This is a genomic window from Citrobacter sp. HN-141, assembly GCF_033341895.1.
Classification (GTDB): Bacteria; Pseudomonadota; Gammaproteobacteria; order Enterobacterales; family Enterobacteriaceae; genus Citrobacter.
In genome coordinates this window covers 79,548-95,250 of record NZ_JAWPBF010000005.1, presented here as the reverse complement: position 1 = coordinate 95,250, position 15,703 = coordinate 79,548, and the positions used below count along the sequence as shown (strand labels likewise).

17 protein-coding genes are annotated in these 15,703 nt (G+C 52.1%); 5 read left to right on the top strand and 12 right to left on the bottom strand.

The window, feature by feature from the left end; translation table 11 throughout:
- Positions 1–20 precede the first annotated feature (20 nt).
- Positions 21–1,502, bottom strand: coding sequence for an APC family permease (locus tag RYZ59_RS07970; RefSeq protein WP_137383305.1), 1,482 nt, complete (start codon positions 1,500–1,502; stop codon positions 21–23).
- 417 nt (positions 1,503–1,919) lie between these two features.
- On the opposite strand from RYZ59_RS07970, the gene RYZ59_RS07965 reads away from it, so the two are divergent.
- Positions 1,920–2,060 (top strand): hypothetical protein, encoded by a 141-nt coding sequence (locus RYZ59_RS07965; RefSeq protein WP_003832695.1) that lies wholly within the window; start codon positions 1,920–1,922, stop codon positions 2,058–2,060.
- Between the two features lie 46 nt (positions 2,061–2,106).
- On the opposite strand, the gene RYZ59_RS07960 is transcribed toward RYZ59_RS07965, so the two are convergent.
- Both RYZ59_RS07960 and RYZ59_RS07955 read right to left on the bottom strand, forming a co-directional pair.
- On the bottom strand, positions 2,107–3,000 hold the full coding sequence (locus RYZ59_RS07960) for a LysR family transcriptional regulator (protein WP_318045982.1): 894 nt from the start codon (positions 2,998–3,000) through the stop codon (positions 2,107–2,109).
- A 117-nt stretch (positions 3,001–3,117) separates the two neighbouring features.
- Positions 3,118–3,297 carry a hypothetical protein gene (locus tag RYZ59_RS07955; RefSeq protein ID WP_318046193.1) on the bottom strand — a complete coding sequence of 60 codons (180 nt, stop codon included), beginning with the start codon at positions 3,295–3,297 and terminating at the stop codon, positions 3,118–3,120.
- A 248-nt stretch (positions 3,298–3,545) separates the two neighbouring features.
- Here RYZ59_RS07955 and RYZ59_RS07950 point away from each other — a divergent pair, with 248 nt between their 5' ends.
- From RYZ59_RS07950 to RYZ59_RS07935, 4 genes are read left to right on the top strand one after another with little or no spacing between them, the layout of a single operon-like run.
- The gene (locus tag RYZ59_RS07950; RefSeq protein WP_137383308.1) at positions 3,546–4,379 is read left to right on the top strand and encodes an ABC transporter substrate-binding protein; all 834 of its coding nucleotides are present in this window, start codon (positions 3,546–3,548) and stop codon (positions 4,377–4,379) included.
- A gap of 1 nt (position 4,380) precedes the next feature.
- On the top strand, positions 4,381–5,199 hold the full coding sequence (locus tag RYZ59_RS07945; protein ID WP_318045981.1) for an amino acid ABC transporter ATP-binding protein: 819 nt from the start codon (positions 4,381–4,383) through the stop codon (positions 5,197–5,199).
- On the top strand, positions 5,199–5,984 hold the full coding sequence (locus tag RYZ59_RS07940; protein WP_137383310.1) for an amino acid ABC transporter permease: 786 nt from the start codon (positions 5,199–5,201) through the stop codon (positions 5,982–5,984). Before RYZ59_RS07945 ends, RYZ59_RS07940 begins: the two co-directional genes overlap by 1 nt.
- The gene (locus RYZ59_RS07935; protein ID WP_137383311.1) at positions 5,974–6,651 is read left to right on the top strand and encodes an ABC transporter permease subunit; all 678 of its coding nucleotides are present in this window, start codon (positions 5,974–5,976) and stop codon (positions 6,649–6,651) included. The genes RYZ59_RS07940 and RYZ59_RS07935 overlap by 11 nt, the downstream gene beginning before the upstream one ends.
- 9 nt (positions 6,652–6,660) lie before the next feature.
- On the opposite strand, the gene ydhT is transcribed toward RYZ59_RS07935, so the two are convergent.
- The 9 genes from ydhT to ttrS all read right to left on the bottom strand — a co-directional run bounded on the left by ydhT (position 6,661) and on the right by ttrS (position 15,613).
- Entirely contained in the window at positions 6,661–7,473 is an 813-nt protein-coding gene (gene ydhT, locus RYZ59_RS07930) for a protein YdhT (RefSeq protein ID WP_202038775.1), read from the bottom strand.
- Between the two features lie 3 nt (positions 7,474–7,476).
- Positions 7,477–8,262 (bottom strand): thiosulfate reductase cytochrome B subunit, encoded by a 786-nt coding sequence (gene phsC / locus RYZ59_RS07925; protein ID WP_115643466.1) that lies wholly within the window; start codon positions 8,260–8,262, stop codon positions 7,477–7,479.
- The gene (locus RYZ59_RS07920) at positions 8,259–8,927 is read right to left on the bottom strand and encodes a 4Fe-4S dicluster domain-containing protein (protein WP_048211825.1); all 669 of its coding nucleotides are present in this window, start codon (positions 8,925–8,927) and stop codon (positions 8,259–8,261) included. The genes phsC and RYZ59_RS07920 overlap by 4 nt, the downstream gene beginning before the upstream one ends.
- A gap of 64 nt (positions 8,928–8,991) precedes the next feature.
- Positions 8,992–9,660: a YdhW family putative oxidoreductase system protein gene (locus tag RYZ59_RS07915; RefSeq protein WP_202038776.1), complete on the bottom strand. Its 669-nt coding sequence runs from the start codon at positions 9,658–9,660 to the stop codon at positions 8,992–8,994.
- Positions 9,661–9,669: 9 nt separating this feature from the next.
- The gene (locus RYZ59_RS07910; RefSeq protein ID WP_048211827.1) at positions 9,670–11,772 is read right to left on the bottom strand and encodes an aldehyde ferredoxin oxidoreductase; all 2,103 of its coding nucleotides are present in this window, start codon (positions 11,770–11,772) and stop codon (positions 9,670–9,672) included.
- A gap of 120 nt (positions 11,773–11,892) precedes the next feature.
- A complete protein-coding gene (locus RYZ59_RS07905) occupies positions 11,893–12,519 on the bottom strand; it encodes a ferredoxin-like protein (protein WP_318045972.1) in 627 nt (208 codons plus the stop codon).
- A gap of 499 nt (positions 12,520–13,018) precedes the next feature.
- Positions 13,019–13,228 carry a fumarate hydratase FumD gene (gene fumD / locus RYZ59_RS07900; RefSeq protein WP_040233753.1) on the bottom strand — a complete coding sequence of 70 codons (210 nt, stop codon included), beginning with the start codon at positions 13,226–13,228 and terminating at the stop codon, positions 13,019–13,021.
- A gap of 92 nt (positions 13,229–13,320) precedes the next feature.
- Complete coding sequence (ttrR, locus tag RYZ59_RS07895) at positions 13,321–13,905, bottom strand: tetrathionate respiration response regulator TtrR (RefSeq protein WP_202038777.1); 585 nt, start codon at positions 13,903–13,905, stop codon at positions 13,321–13,323.
- The gene (gene ttrS / locus RYZ59_RS07890) at positions 13,880–15,613 is read right to left on the bottom strand and encodes a tetrathionate respiration histidine kinase TtrS (RefSeq protein ID WP_318046186.1); all 1,734 of its coding nucleotides are present in this window, start codon (positions 15,611–15,613) and stop codon (positions 13,880–13,882) included. The genes ttrR and ttrS overlap by 26 nt, the downstream gene beginning before the upstream one ends.
- Between the last annotated feature and the right edge of the window lie 90 nt (positions 15,614–15,703).

The window sequence follows — 15,703 nt, the reverse complement described above, 5'->3', positions numbered from 1 at the left end:
GGGCCCGAAGGCCCTTAGTTTTAGTTATCCTGCCCCATATTGAGCTTCGTGGCGTAGGCAATAGCATCGTTTTCCGGTGCAGCCGAGCGGCCAAACGGTCGGGTAAGGAACATGTAGATCAATCCTGAACCGACCACAATCGCCAGACCAAACAGGACTGTCCAACGGTCGATGAAATCACTGCTGTCAGCAGGCTGTGCCAGTAACCAGATCCCACACAGGCCGTAAGCTAACGCCAGCACGTTGACAATCACGCCCCAACCGCCAATCGTCCACTCTCCGGCGGGTTTCCAGCCTTTCAGGCGTTGACGCAGCGCGGCCAGTACCACCATCTGGAATGAAATATAAATACCGATAACAGCAAATGCGGTGATACGCGATAAGTTATCTGGCTGGAAATAGACCCAGACACAAATGATAACCGGCAACACACAGCTGACGACCATGGCATTATCCGGGACACCATTTTTAGAAATTTTGGCCATCCACTCGCTGCCCGGCAGCATTCTGTCACGAGAGAAAGAAAAGATAAGACGACTTAATGCCGCTTGCAGAGACAGAATGCACGACAGCATCGCGATAATCGCGACGATGATAAAGACCGTCGCCCCGGTTTCCCCCAGCGCTTCATTGAGGATTGCCGGGATCGGATCGGCGGTTTTACCATTCACGATACTCACCAGGTTCGGTGACGCCAGCAGATAGCCCATGACGGAGATAATGGCTGAGATCGCGCCAAACACGATACTTAAAATCATGGCTACCGGGATTTTTTTGCTTGGATTTTGCACTTCCTCTGCCACGTTACCGCACGCCTCGAAGCCAAAGAACATAAACAGGCCCATCAGCGCGGCGGACATAAAGGCGGTGGAATAACTTCCGTCATGCGCCAGTACCCCCATCGAATCAAAGATGACGGAGAAAGGCTGTGAGCGGTGGAAAATCAGCAGGTAAATACCCAGCGCAATCACGCTGACGATTTCACACCAGAAACCAATTTTGGCGACCCTGGCCAGATTCCTGGTCCCGGACATATTGACGGCCATCATCAAGAGCAGCAGCAAGACGGAGGTCACCAGCATGGTGGCGGGTGTCTGGCCATAATGAAAGAGTGATTCCACAAATGTTGATGTGTATTCCGCGATCGAGGTAATCGTCACCACCAGCGCCCACAGGTAGATCCAGGCGGCGATCCACGCATATTTCTTCCCCCACAACCTTCTTGCCCAGGGATACAGTCCCCCGGTGATCGGATATTGAGACGCAACCTCACCAAACACCAGGGCGACTAACAACTGCCCGCACGCGACGATCAATATCCACCACACAGCGGGTGGTCCCGCCAGCGTCACTGCCAACGCGAACAGCGAATAAACGGCGGTGAGCGGCGACAGGTAGGTAAAACCCAACGCAAAATTTGAAATAAGCCCGATCGAGCGGTTGAACTGTTCTTTGCCATCTTTTTGAAAATTATCGTTTTTCTTATCAGGTGTCTGTTCCATATTGCTTTCTCTTTTGTGGAATAGTCGCAGGGTTGAACAATTAATGTATAAAAGATATTAAGTTATATGTATAGTGATTTTGTCGCATATTTGTTAAAACAAATCGCACATCACGTTCCTGAATAAACAAGGGCTCGACTCGATTTAATAACATTTAATTAACATAACGAGTGAATGATGAGAGGTTTTCAGCGTTGGAGGCCTGGACGCTGATGTCGCGCGGGGCACGGGAAAACGCGCACGCCGTTGAGCAGCACCGTCTGCTGCTGGAAGCGAACCGCCATCTGTGGGATACGCTGCCGGAAAAATACGCTGACCTGGTATAAGAACGTGCTTAGTAGCAATAATCGCTGCTGTTCAGCAACATTTTTGCAATATAATGGAATGATGTTAAACGCTGAACCTGGCAGGTGAATGATGGAAATTGATCTCGATAATCTGGTCTTTGATGGGCTGGAAGAAGCGCAAGAGCGTAATGCTGAACGTCTGGAAGATGCGGACAAAAAAGCGCAGGAAATTATTGCTGATAACGACTGCGGCGATGCCTGCAAAATCTAATTTCTGAACCGGCGCAATGCCGGTTTTTTTATAGTCAGCCTGCGCTTCACGCCGTATAACGTAACGCTTCAATCAACTGTGCAAAGGCCGCGGTATGTTGTCTACGGCTAGGATAGTACAGGTAATAACCGGGAAAAGGTTCGCACCAGTCTTCCAGCACTTTTTCCAGTGCTCCCTCTGCTACCGCCTGTTCGACGGTATCTTCCGGTACAAATGCCAGACCCATGCCCGAAATTGCCGCACTGATACGCGGTGGAAGATTGTTAAAAATAAGCTGCCCTTCTACCCGCACGCGGAGATCCTGCCCATTTTTGGCAAACTCCCAGGCATACAGCCCGCCGAGGGTCGGCATGCGCATATTGATACAGTTATGCGTCTGTAGATCGTGGGGGGTTTGCGGTTTGCCATGACGGGCAAAATAGGCGGGTGCCCCTACCACGACCATGCGCCAGTCGGGACCGATCCTGACAGCAACCATATCTTTGGCCACCTGCTCACCGAGTCTGATACCGGCATCATAGCGTCCCGTCACGATATCCGTCAGGCTATTGTCGATGGTCATTTCCACATTTACATCAGGATACGCCTGCAAAAACGGCTGTAGTGCAGGCCAGACGGTCGATTGCAACGCATGTTCCCCGAGCGTCAGACGGATATTACCCGCCACACGCTGGCGAATATCGGTTAATGCCAGTAGCTCCGTTTCAATGTCATCGAAACGCGGACTGATACTGTTGATAAGCCGTTCTCCGGCTTCGGTTGGCGCAACGCTTCGCGTGGTACGGGTCAACAGTCTGACATCCAGTCGCTCCTCAAGCCCGCGAATGGCATGGCTTAATGCTGACTGCGAGACCCCTAGCTTCGCTGCGGCGCGGGTAAAACTGCGTTCACGGGCGACGACAATGAGATAATAGAGATCGTTAAAATTATCACGCAGCATGCTTGTTCCCAATCCAGACCTGTTTTGTCGTATGTTACAGGTCAGAATGGGGATTCAGTAGTATTTCTGCTTATTTTGCACACTTCATTCCAGTACATTTCGCGCGTCAGGCGAAGTTCAGCGTGTTGTTTTATCACGGAACCACTCCGGATCAATGTTGGCGATATCCACCCCATACAGGCTGGCGACAGGAAGAACAGACTCCACAACACGCTGAAGATTTCGTTCCGCACTATGTTGTGGCGTCTGTGGATGTCGATTCATGATACGCAACCAAAGATATTTAACCCCGTTCATCTTCCCCGCCGCCTCTGTCTGTTGGACACAACGTATTCCAACGCAGAATGCGTAAAAAATGAAATGCGAATTTTTGCCAACGTTGTGCACTATTTTGCATTTCAGTTTTTCATTATTTTCACCCGTAATTAACACCCCTTTCACTAATATCATTTTGTATATAGATAAGAATTTTTTCTTATTTGGTCACCGCCGCAAGTTATGGGAGCGTAAAAAGCACAAACCAAAACAACAGGGATTCAAAGAAAATGATGGCAACGAAAATTCACAGCACAAAAAAAACATGGCTGGCACTCAGTGTCCTGCTGGCGTCAGGCATTGCCGCGTCAAACGCTCAGGCCGATCAACTGGCCGATATCAAAGCCGCAGGTGTGGTAAAAATCGCCACCTTTGACGCCAATCCACCGTTCGGCTCCATTGATGCAAAAACGCATAAGATTGTCGGCTATGACGTTGATTTCGCTGAAGCGCTGGCTAAATCACTTGGCGTTAAACTGGAACTGGTCGCCACCAACCCGGCTAACCGTATTCCGTTATTGCAATCCGGTAAGGCCGATTTAATCGTAGCGGATATCACTATTACACCTGAGCGTGCACAGGTTATCGATTTCTCCGCCCCTTACTTCGTCACCGGGCAGCAATTCCTCGTTCCGGCAAAATCCCCGGATAAGCTTGATGACTACAGCAAGGCCCGCATCGGTGCGGTGAAAGGGACGACAGGTGAGCAGGCGTTGCATCAGCGTTTTCCACAATCACGTGTGCTGGCCTATGACGATATTCCGCTGGCATTAACCGCACTGCGTAATGGTAATGTCCAGGCGATCACCCAGGACAGCACCATTCTGGCAGGGTTGTTAGGCGGTGCGCCGGATAAAGCAGATTTCAAAATTTTGCCCGACCTGTTGAGCAAAGAAGAGATTGGCGTGGGTGTAAAAAAAGGTGAGCCTGCGCTGTTGAAGGCCGTGAACGACGAGTTATTAAAGCTCGAGTCTACCGGGCAGGCAGCCAAAATTTATGATGTCTGGTTTGGTCCGCAAACCAAAAACCCGCAGCCCCGCGCCTTCAAAATAGAAGCGAAGTAATATGCTCTCAGGCCTTTTTAATCGTCCCGCAGCTTCGGCTGCGGATTTTACGCATCTGCGCCAGGCGCGTGTTGAACTGCGTAATGTCATAAAACACTATGACAATCATACCGTGCTTAACGGTGTCAGCCTGTCGGTTGAACCGGGCGAAGTCGTCACCATTCTCGGACCTTCTGGCTCAGGAAAGTCGACGCTTATTCGCCTGATCAACCAACTGGAGTCACTGAGCGGTGGCGATATTTTTATTGATGACAAACCCATCGGTCAGCTGCGCGGCCCCGCATTGCGTCAGCTTCGTAGCCGAATTGGCTTTGTGTTCCAGCAATTCAATCTCTACACCCACCTGACGGCACAGCAGAACATCACGCTGGCGCTGGAATATGTTCACGGTTGGAAAAAAGCGGATGCTGAGCAACGGGCACTTGCACTGCTGGAACAGGTAGGATTGGCCGAGAAAGCCGATGCGTATGCCGCCCAACTTTCCGGCGGACAGCAACAACGTGTTGCCATCGCCCGTGCACTGGCCTCCTCGCCGCAAATCATCCTGTTCGATGAACCCACCTCCGCGCTGGATCCAGAAATGATCGGCGAAGTGTTGCAGGTCATGAAGAGCCTGGCCCATAGCGGCATCACCATGATTGTCGTGACCCATGAAATGCATTTCGCCCGGGAGATTGCCGATCGTGTGGTGTTTATTGATGGCGGCGATATTCTCGAAGTCGCGCCTCCTGAGGCGTTTTTCACTCGCCCTCAGCACCCCAGAACTCAACGTTTTCTGAAAAAAGTGCTCGACCCGTTACACCAGGAGTCATCGTTATAATGCATGCAATGGACTGGCAGGGGGTGCTGAGCGGGCAACCTCTGCAATGGATAATCTCCGGTTTTCTGACCACGCTTTGGGTCACGCTAGCCGGCGTGGTACTGGCCACGGTATTTGCCATCTTTCTGCTCAGCCTGCGCCTGACAGGACACCGCTTTGCGGCCACCGTGGTCAGCGTGTGGGTCTCAGTTTTTCGCAATACGCCTTTACTCGTTCAACTGATGTTCTGGTACTTCGCTGCATGGAATCTCCTTCCTCGCGACGTGATTACCTTCATTAATGCGGAACACGCCTGGTCCATTCTGCCGGGGGACGTCTGGTGGTTAACGCCGGAGTTTCTCTGCTCCGCATGGGGGCTGGGTGTCTTTACCTCGGCCTTTCTGGTCGAAGAGGTCGCCTCCGGTTTACAGGCTGTGTCTGGCGGGCAGCGCGAGGCAGCCATCGCACAGGGTTTTTCGTCATGGGCGACTTTCCGTCACATCCTGTTCCCTCAGGGGCTGGCAAATGCCTGGCAGCCAATTGTGGGGCAATATCTTAATCTGATGAAGCTGTCTTCATTAGCCAGCGGCATTGGCTTTGCCGAGCTGACGTACCAGGTGCGGCAAATAGAAAGCTATAACGCCCATGCGCTGGAAGCCTTTGCCGTCGGCACGGCACTCTACCTGTTGACCGGTATTGTGCTGGGGATGTTGTTAACCCGTCTTGGCCCTGTACCTGCAGCAGGTAAACCGTTGGCGCGTAAAACACGCATTTTTCGTTTCAGGAGCCTACAGCATGATCGCTAATATTTCGGTTATTACCGACAATCTGGACTACCTCCTGTGGGGGCGGGTCGCAGAGGGTCAACCGGGGGGCGTTCTGCTCACGCTGTTGATGGCGATTGGCGCAGCGGCACTGGCGCTTCCGGCCGGGATCGCACTCGCCTGCTGCGCCTGGCGTTTTCCTGGAGCGATACGCAAGGGGCTGTTTATCTGGGCAGAGTTTATTCGTGGTATTCCGTTAATCTTCGTGATTTTCTGGATGTGGTATCTGTTGCCCATGCTCACAGGCAGTGATTTACCGGGAGCCATAACCGTCACGCTGGCATTGGCCTGGTTTACCGCCGCCTCGGTGATGCATTCCGTGTACGCAGGCATGACTGCGCTGCCAGGCGGTCAGTATGATGCGGCCGTCGTTCAGGGATTTAGCCCACTCCAGGCGCTCGGGTTCATTCTGTTGCCGCAGGTTCTGCGCAACGTACTCCCCTCGCTAACGGGGATTTTTATCGGACTACTCAAGGATACGTCGCTGGCGTTTATCGTCAACGTGCCTGAGCTCACGACGGTGGCGGGTCAGGTTAACAGCCGGGTACAAATTTACCCGGCGGCCATTTTTGTCTTTACCGGACTGGTCTATTACCTGCTGTGCTTTAGCCTGGAGAAGATCACTCAGCGTCGGTTCGCATTGAAATAGCACCACGGCTCAACATGCCACAAACTGATGGTCTTCGTTGAGCCGATACTTCACCCCTGCGCGAATGTTATTTTCCCCCTCAATAGCCACCGCAAAGCGCATTCTCTTACCGTCGTGATAGGCAAGCGCCGCGCAGCCACCGGGGCCGAGGATTATCGAATCGACCACGCCAGTACTGGCAATAACGGTGTTTTCTCCGTTGGCCATGATCTGCACGTTGTCCGCGCAGTTGGCGATTTTCGACCCTGCGCCAAAACTGGCTATCTGGGTTAAATCTCCGCTGCTGGCGATACGACTTCTGTCACCCAGCGAACTGATGCGCACCCGCATACCCGTGCTGGCCATTCGTGTACCGTCTCCCACACTACTGACACGGGTGGAGTTTCCCGCGATGGCAATACGACCGCGCTCACCGGAGCTGGCAACATGAGCGTTATAACCCACGCAGCCAATACGTGCGCTGTAACCTGCGCTGGCAATCTGCGCGGCGTACCCGGCGCTGACGATTTTGATGTTATCGCCCGCGCTACCAAGACTGTCGCCATCAGCCGCGCTCGCCAATTGTTTACCGTTGTCGTCTGCCGTCTGCGGACAGACAACACGGCCCATCGCACAGATATCCTGCTGGACAAAATTCTCTTCATCCTGCCATCTTGACCAACCGTATTCCACGAGGCTATCTGCCCAGTCACTGTACCCTTCCTGCTGGAGTGCACGGTGCACCTCCGCGTAGCTGCCTCCCTCAGGAAACGCACGCAGAAACCAGCGATACATCACGGGCCCGACGCGCCAGGCCCGTAAGTCACCACGAGTAATCATCATCTCTTAATGCCGGTGATAGCCATCCACCATGCACTTAAAGGTTTCGCCCGGTGTGCGTCCTGTCGTGCAGAGATAAAGATGTCCAAAAATGAAAAACACGCTCACGATCGCCAGCGCAAAGTGCGCCTGCAGCAACCAGTAACGTACGCCAGGGAACAGATCGCCCACAGCCTGTGGGTACAGGGATAGCAACCCGGAGATCAGCAGTAGCGGCAGCAAACCGTACATCACGCCGACATACGCTGCCTGCTGTAACGGATTGAATTTCGAACGCGTTGATGCCGGGAATGGATGCGCTTCGCCCTGCATAATGCCAAACAGGTAGAATCGCGTCTGCCTCTGCGCCCGGCCGATCCAGCCCTGACGCTGAATAATATAATGATGACCGTTCCCCCCAATCAGGTTAATCAGGACAAAACCAATCCAGCAGGCAAGCAGCAAAAAGCCACAGACCTCATGCACAGTCAGCAGGCTTTTCATCACTGGGGCACTGACCGCGGTAAAATGGTTTAGCAGGCCGCTGGCCAGCAGCAGCAGAAATAACAGCGCATTCGACCAGTGCCACAAACGGACCGCTTTCGAGTATAAATAGACCTTCTCTCCGTGTCCTGCCGACGCTTTATTCGCTGAACGAAAGCGCAACATTGCGTGGAGCGCCAGCACCAGCCACATCCCCACCAGCATTAACCCGGCGAAAACCAACCAGACGGGCCAGTAATCCGGCGAAAACATCGGGACGTACTGCGCAAGCTGTGCGTGAAACTGTTCGGCATTCTGCGACGCGTTCATACATTATCCTTTTTAATCAAATGTTGACCGAACCGACGATACAGATGGGGCTTCCCGGCGCCTGCAAGTTGATATTCGTAGTACTTGTTTTCCCGCAACCAGGTCTGAATTTCCGGGCTGTCCTCACGGCCAAAAATCAACGCGTGTTCTGGACAAGAATTGACGCAGATTGGCGGGAAACCTTTCGCCAGACGCGATTCGGCGCAAAAGTCGCATTTATCCGCCACTTTGGTTTGTGGGTTGAGATAGCGTACCTGATACGGACATGCGCCAATGCAGTAACTGCAGCCGATGCAACGAGAGGTATCGACTCGCACTATCCCGTTTTCATCTCGCCAGGAAGCACCGGTAGGGCACACCTCAATGCAGGGGGCATCGTCACAATGCTGACAGGACTGACGAAAATAGTGATACAACGTTTCGTTATCGTTATCCGTTACCGGGATATGGGCTATCGATAAACGACTCCCCTGAACAGGAACATGATTCGTTTTCCTGCACGCTCGGGCGCAAATATTACATCCGTTGCACAATGATTCGTCGTGGATCATGACATAACGAACGTTTTTAGTACTCTTCGTACTCGCTAACAGGTTTTGGCCTGGGCCGGTGAAAAAAATCACCGTCCCCATGCCAATGACAAATTTTCGTCGGGTGAAGGACATCGGGTTATCCTCTAATGCTGTGACAGTGATCGTCCACACGTTCCATGACATCAACCTGAAAAATTCAGGGGTTCTGATACTGCTCAACCTCAAGCCATTCGCACAGGCCATACGCTTTGCCGTAACTCATAAAGCGCTCGCTAAACAGATAAGGTTCCGCATTCGACGATTCCACAGCACGTATGTCTGCATAATCAGGATGCGTTTCCATGGCCGTGAGCGCCGCCGTAACCTGCTCAGGTTCAAAATGGTATGGCGGCTGCGCCAGCATGGCGACCTTATAGGGGCGAGGATACGTTTGGCAGTCAAAACGTACCGCTTCTGCAATGGCACGGCAGATATCATTTTCCACCACCTGCACACACATTTCGGCGTAGTTTGCCGTCATGGTTTGCGTCGAGTAGAAGTAGGTATCCTCTGAGCCCTGGATACAGGTAATATCTGCGTCGGATGCGTGCTGACACATCGCGTCCAGCAGCGTAGCCAGGTCACTTTCAGGAACCGAATAAGGTGGCAACAGAAACACGCTGCGTGCCACCAATTGACCTGAAGCAGAATGCTGGCGGATAAAATCCGCCACTATCGACTCCGGGCTGGTAGGTTCCTGAATGAGTGACGCACTCCGGTGTGCGACAGGCTGGTGTAACGCGTGCAGCCACTGTCTCTTTTGGCTATCCACGTCATCACCAGACGCATCCTCTGCAGGGGCCAGGTCGTTACTCACGTACGTCATCTGCGTTCCTTACGCCGGCAACAGATTGTGTGCAGCCAGGTCGGCTGCCACATCCTCAAGGCCGAGACGGTGAAGGGTGTCGCGAGTTGGGCAGCCCAACGCCGGGTCCCAGCCCATTTCCTGATAGAACATCGTAAGCGACTGACGCATATCTTCCCGGTCCATCTTGTCGGTTCCTTCGGTAAAGACCGGGATCTTCGGATCTTTATCGAACACCCATGAGCAGATCAGGTCGTGCTCATTACGCATATCCATGGTTTGCATCAACTTGACGGTATAAGCGCGATGCAGGGTAAAAATGCGCTCCGCGGCCAAATCCAGACTAGCCTGCGTTGTTTCATCCCCCGTTACGGCCTGGAAGAATTTCGCTTCCAGATCGAGGTCTCCGCGATAGTTTCGGCTCTTAAGTGGCGAAACCGTCATAGGCCAGACCCAGTTGCACAGCGTAACCGCATTGTGCAGACAGACCTTCAGCAGCGTCCATTTGGCGTATTTGATTTTGGCGGCATTAATCGGGGTGTAGTTTTTGGTTTCATCGTAGGCATCTTGTGAACCAAACAGTTCGCCCGCCACTTCACGCTGTAGTGCCAGCGGTAAACCGGAGCCGATAAAGTTGATATGGGTGTGCGTCATGCAGTCGCGGTTGAACATACAGTTGGTGATCGCCCCCACCTGCGCCGAGGCTTCGTTCGCATGGTGAACAGGGAAACCAAACGGCGACCACAGTTTGTTCTTCGCGTAACCCCAGTACTCTTCGCCTAAATTCCAGCGTTCTGCAATCGCGTAGGAGCCATCTGCCAGGTGGCTGAGTTCACCCACGCGATGCGCCAGTCGATAGTAGAAATCTTTGATAAAGTTCGGATCGCCGGCTTCCAGTTGATCCCAACGGATCTCTGCATACTCTGCCGCAGGTAACACCCGCTTAAAGACGCCTTTGGAGTAGCAGTACGTAAAGTCACGATGCAACTGACCGTAGTTACACCAAATACCATAATCGTCGAACAGGTTCAGACCAACCAGGTTCCCTACGACGCGCCCATCGTCTTTATCGTCGAAATCTTTCGGCCCATTAGGGAAAATAGTGGTATGTACAAAGTTCGCCACGCAGGTATTCCCGCCGGTACTCGGCACACCAAAGTCTTTCACTCGGGGAACATTAAGTTGCGACATACAGCGAATTGGACATGAATGGCAGCCACTCATTTTGACGGTGTACTTCTCAGCGGCCGGGCCGAGATCAAACACGGATTTATGGGTACGAAAACCGACCGTATTCTGGTTTCCCGGTGGAATTTCCCCCGTTTCGATTGGCCCTCCTTCCGCAGCGCCCCAGAACAACCCTTTGCGGGCCGTCCAGCGCGAATTAGGTGAAGAGTATTCAGCCCAGGCCTGTGGCGTGCTCGGCACAACATGGTTGTTGTTGGCGCCGATAAGCTCGGTCATCATGTAGTCATTAAGCCGCTTCATCTCTTTGCGATCGGCGATATTGACCCCTTGGGTTCCTTCTACCGCAATGGCCTTCAGGTTTTTCGACCCCATGACTGCGCCAGTGCCGGCCCCGCCGCTGTGGTTACGGCTGTTAATCATGCAGGAAAGCGGAACGAGATTTTCACCCGCCTGACCAATGGCTGCAACGCACGTTTCCGGGCTGGTGATACGGCAAATTTCTTCGGTGGTTGCGCGCGTACCCTTACCCCATATGAAGTCCGCTTTTTCGATGCTGACCTTATCGTCTTTGATGTTGATCCAGACCGGAGACGGTGATTTCCCTTCGATAATAATGGCGTCGTAGCCCGCGAATTTCATTTGTGCGGCAAAGAAACCGCCCATATGAGCATCGACCACTAAATTGCCTTTGGTAAATGTCGATAATGAGGTGATATTGACGCGAGAACTGCAGGGTGCGCCTGAACCGGTTAGCGGCCCGGTCGCGAAAACCAGCTTATTTCCTTCATCAAAAGGTTTGGTGCCTGGCTGGACTTCGTCGTACATAATTTTATAGCCAAAGCCCATCCCACCGACAAATTTCTTAAATTTACTGGAATCTTCAACGGTGATATTACCCGTGGTGAGATTGACCCGTAAAATATTACCTGTCCAACCATTAGCCATCATGTTTTCCTTTGCAAGAAGGTCCGATAGATATACTCGCCACCTTTCAGGCAGTTCTTTTATTCAAAAACTGCAATTTTCTGGCATTAAATGACGCGTATCAGGCAGCCCTGCTATCCATCAAACAGTAATATCTTTCCACTCGATAATTTTTAATGCCCCAGTCGGACAAGCATTAGCGCATTCCCCGCATAAAACACATTTTGAGGATTTCTTCGTTACGGTATTAACGGTCGCCATCATCCATGGGCAGGCCGTGGTACAGGCACTGCAGCCAATACAGCGTTTATGATCTACGGCAATGCAACCGTCTTCCTGTTTCCAGGTAATTGCGCCAATCGGGCAGACTTTCATGCACTGGGGAGCTTTACACTGACGGCAAGTGTCTGCGGTGTAGTTTAAATCGCCGTACAACCCGCCACCGGACCCGACTCCATCATCGCCAAAGAAGTAGTTACGATGAATTTTGATGCGGGAAAAGAAGGTGCCAACAGCGCCATCGTTATAATTAGTACAGGAAATTTCACAGCGATGGCAGCCAGTACAGCGGGCTCGTTGAGTCACCAGCACCCCTTTCGGCGTATTGATAAGTCCGACGGTGCCGCTATCGATATCTTCCTGCTTACAACCCAAAAGGGATAGCAGAGCGGGGGCAATCGTTAATCCTGCCAGACCTTTCCCTGATATACGCAGAAACTCAAGCCGCGTTAAACCACAATCTAAAAATGGACGATCAACCTGGTTCATTTATTTCGCATCCTCTTCGCAAACGCTGTAGTAGCAACAGATCCAGGCTAATTTTAATGAATGCAGATCAGGTCAAATCGGCCATAAATGTTGCCAACAACACGTGAATTTTTGCCCTAACCTGATCGCACAGATGACGGTGGTTAAACTGAATCAATCCATACCCTAAACACGGGTATAATCCTTTAGGGTTAGGCGGATAAATAATGTGGTTATTCCCCCGCTGTAACCTTGATCGTTATCAATTAAAAATCGGAAGGAAAATAATTAATGTGGAGTGATATTTATTATCATTAAGCGAGATTGAAATAACATTTCATATGCTTGAAAAATATTTGGGAGTGCAATCACAAATACTGTGTTATATATCACTCGATATATAACTAAATATATAACGAAATTTGTAATTTTAGTGACCGAACTAAATTATATTTATTGGAAGATAACGAAGATGAAAATAAGAGGACGGCAGAATAATTCTACCGCCCTCTTTTATGGATTAACCGGCCAATGCTTTGATCACCGTCTCCATGGCCTGTTTTTCTAACTCACTGCGCTTCACACGCTGATTGGCGAGGGTTGTTCTCAGTACGCCAGCAATGACGATATGCTTAGGCTCTTGCCCCAGATCGCGCATTTCCAGCACTACTTTACCGACTACTCTGCACATCTCGCGGTACAGCTCGTCGTCTTTGGTCTGATTTCCCATATTCACCCGCTCGTCATTAACTCAAACCCACAGCATATATCACTCTGGCGAATTAGACAAAATCCAATGAAAATCAAACAAATGTCACAATTTTACTGGGTCCGCTGAAGTCGATTTACCAGCTCGGCAAGGCTTCCGGCCTGCATTTTTTCCATCACCCGCGCCCGATGCACTTCAACCGTGCGAACGGCAATATTCATGGCATCGGCGATTTCCCGATTTATCAATCCCTTTGCAACCAGATTCGCCAGTTCTCGTTCCTTCGGTGTAAGTTGCTGATAGCAAGCAACGATTTCCTGTCGCGAAAAAGCCGCTGCCGAGGTCTGCAAAGCATTTTCCAGCGCAGCCTGTAGCGGCGCAGCTGAAACCGGCTTCTGTAAGAAATCGACGGCTCCGCGTTTCATTTGTTCAACCGCCATGGGCACATCACCATGCCCGGTAAGAAATACCACCGCCAGGGTGCTCTCGCGCTGACGCATTGCTTCATGCACGGCATGTCCATCCAGTACCGGCATGCGCATATCCAGCAGCAATACGCCGACCTGGTGCAGATCGGCCTGAGCCAAAAACGTTTCGCCCTGCTCCCAGCAACGTACCTCATACCCCATACTTTCCAGTAAAAATGCACAGGCCTGAGTAACCGCTACATCGTCATCCAACAGATGAATTATCGCCACAACGCCCTCCCTCCTGTGTTTGCTTAAAATATAATGTCACCACAGCGCCCGCCAGACCGTCAGGCGCAGGGTGATTTTTGATGCTAATGTCGCCATTTGCGTAGCGAACCAGTCGCTGACAAATGGCCAGCCCGAGTCCCATCCCTTCCTTGCGGGTGGTCATAAAGGGCTGGAATGCCTGATATAACTGCGCATCGTCGATCCCTCCGGCGTTATCCTGCACCAGGATGCGCACACCATGCTCCTCACAGCACGCTGAGAACCACACCGTTTTTGCCCCCGCCTGGGCCGCGTTTAGTACCAGATTAGCCAGAACCTGCTCCAGCAAAACGGTCGGCAGTGTAACCGAGAGCGAATTATCGACCTGCGTGTGTAACGCGACCGTCGGGAATTGCTGCGCCATGCGTAATAACTGCCAGACATGATGGATCGCATCATGAACGTTAATGGGCTCCCAGTCGTCGGTCATCACCGGATTTCCCTGCGCCTGACTGACCCACTGACGTAAATTGCGTAGCGTATCGGCGCCCCGCTGCGCCTGCGCGTCAATCTGTTCAAGGGCGGGTAACAACGGATGCTGCTGATCCTGGCCGCGCAGACGAATCAGACAGCCCTGTGCATAGTGGCGGATAGCCGAAAGCGGCTGGTTAAGTTCATGAGCGAATCCGGACGTCATCTCGCCCAGTACACTCATTTGACGCGCGGTTTCCAGCGCCTGTTCCTGTTTGCGTAACAGCACGTTATTACGCTCAAGCAGTCTTCCGCGTCGGCGGACCAACAGCATGACCCAGATGTAATTGAGCGTCAGCAACAACAGGACGATACCCGCTGCCCCCATGGCCAGACGATGTTGAATAAACCAGCTTTTGACATCCAGCCAGAGTTGGCGCTGCTGGGGGTGTTGACGGACATCGCGCAGTAAAGCTTCTACTTCGCGGGTCGAGGCCGGCGCTCCCCAACGAAAGGCGGCGTTTTGTGGCGCGTTAAACAGTACCCGCGTCACGCGATCGGCGAGTTCATCACTGACCGCGGGCAAGGCAGCAAACGACCAGTCAGGATAGAGCGGCGTGCTGGTTACGCAAGGAATTGACGTTGGATAGGTAATCACGGGCCTAAAGTCCGCTTTGCGGATTAGCCCTTCTTCATCCATTTTTTCCAGCAGACACACGGGCACAATCACCGCCTGAACCGCTTTTTCACGTAATAAATACAGCAAGGCATCGGCAGGAAAACCGGTAAACGTCAGACGTAAATCACGCTCAGGGCGCAAACCAGCATCGCTGAGTGCTTTGTATCCCAGCAAATAACCGCCAAATGCCTGAGCATCAATAGCACCTACCGTTTTACCAATCAGATCGTGTGCATTCACAATCCCACTGTCACGCCTGACGAGGACAGCACTGCCAATCACGTTGCTGGTTGCCTTTCCGCCACGCGTGGAGCGTAATGATGCCAGCCAGCGAAGCGCTGCATGGCTGTTTAGCTGCACGAATTGCGCAGGATTGGTGACCATAAACTGGACGGTTCCACGGTTAACCGCCTCCTGCATCTGCTGCAGATCCAGCGGTTGAATATGAAACTGTTCACCCGGGATTTGCTGATTTAACAGGGTTTCCAGCGGTTGCCAGTGGGTACGGGTAGAGACCTCACCACGCATCGCCAAAACGCCAATGTTCCATGTCTGTGCCCTGACCACACCGCTTAGCATCCATAGTGACGCCAGCACCGTCAGACATTTTACTACGTTGCGTCCCACTCAATTATCCCTGTCAATTATGTTGTTTTAGATCAACAACAA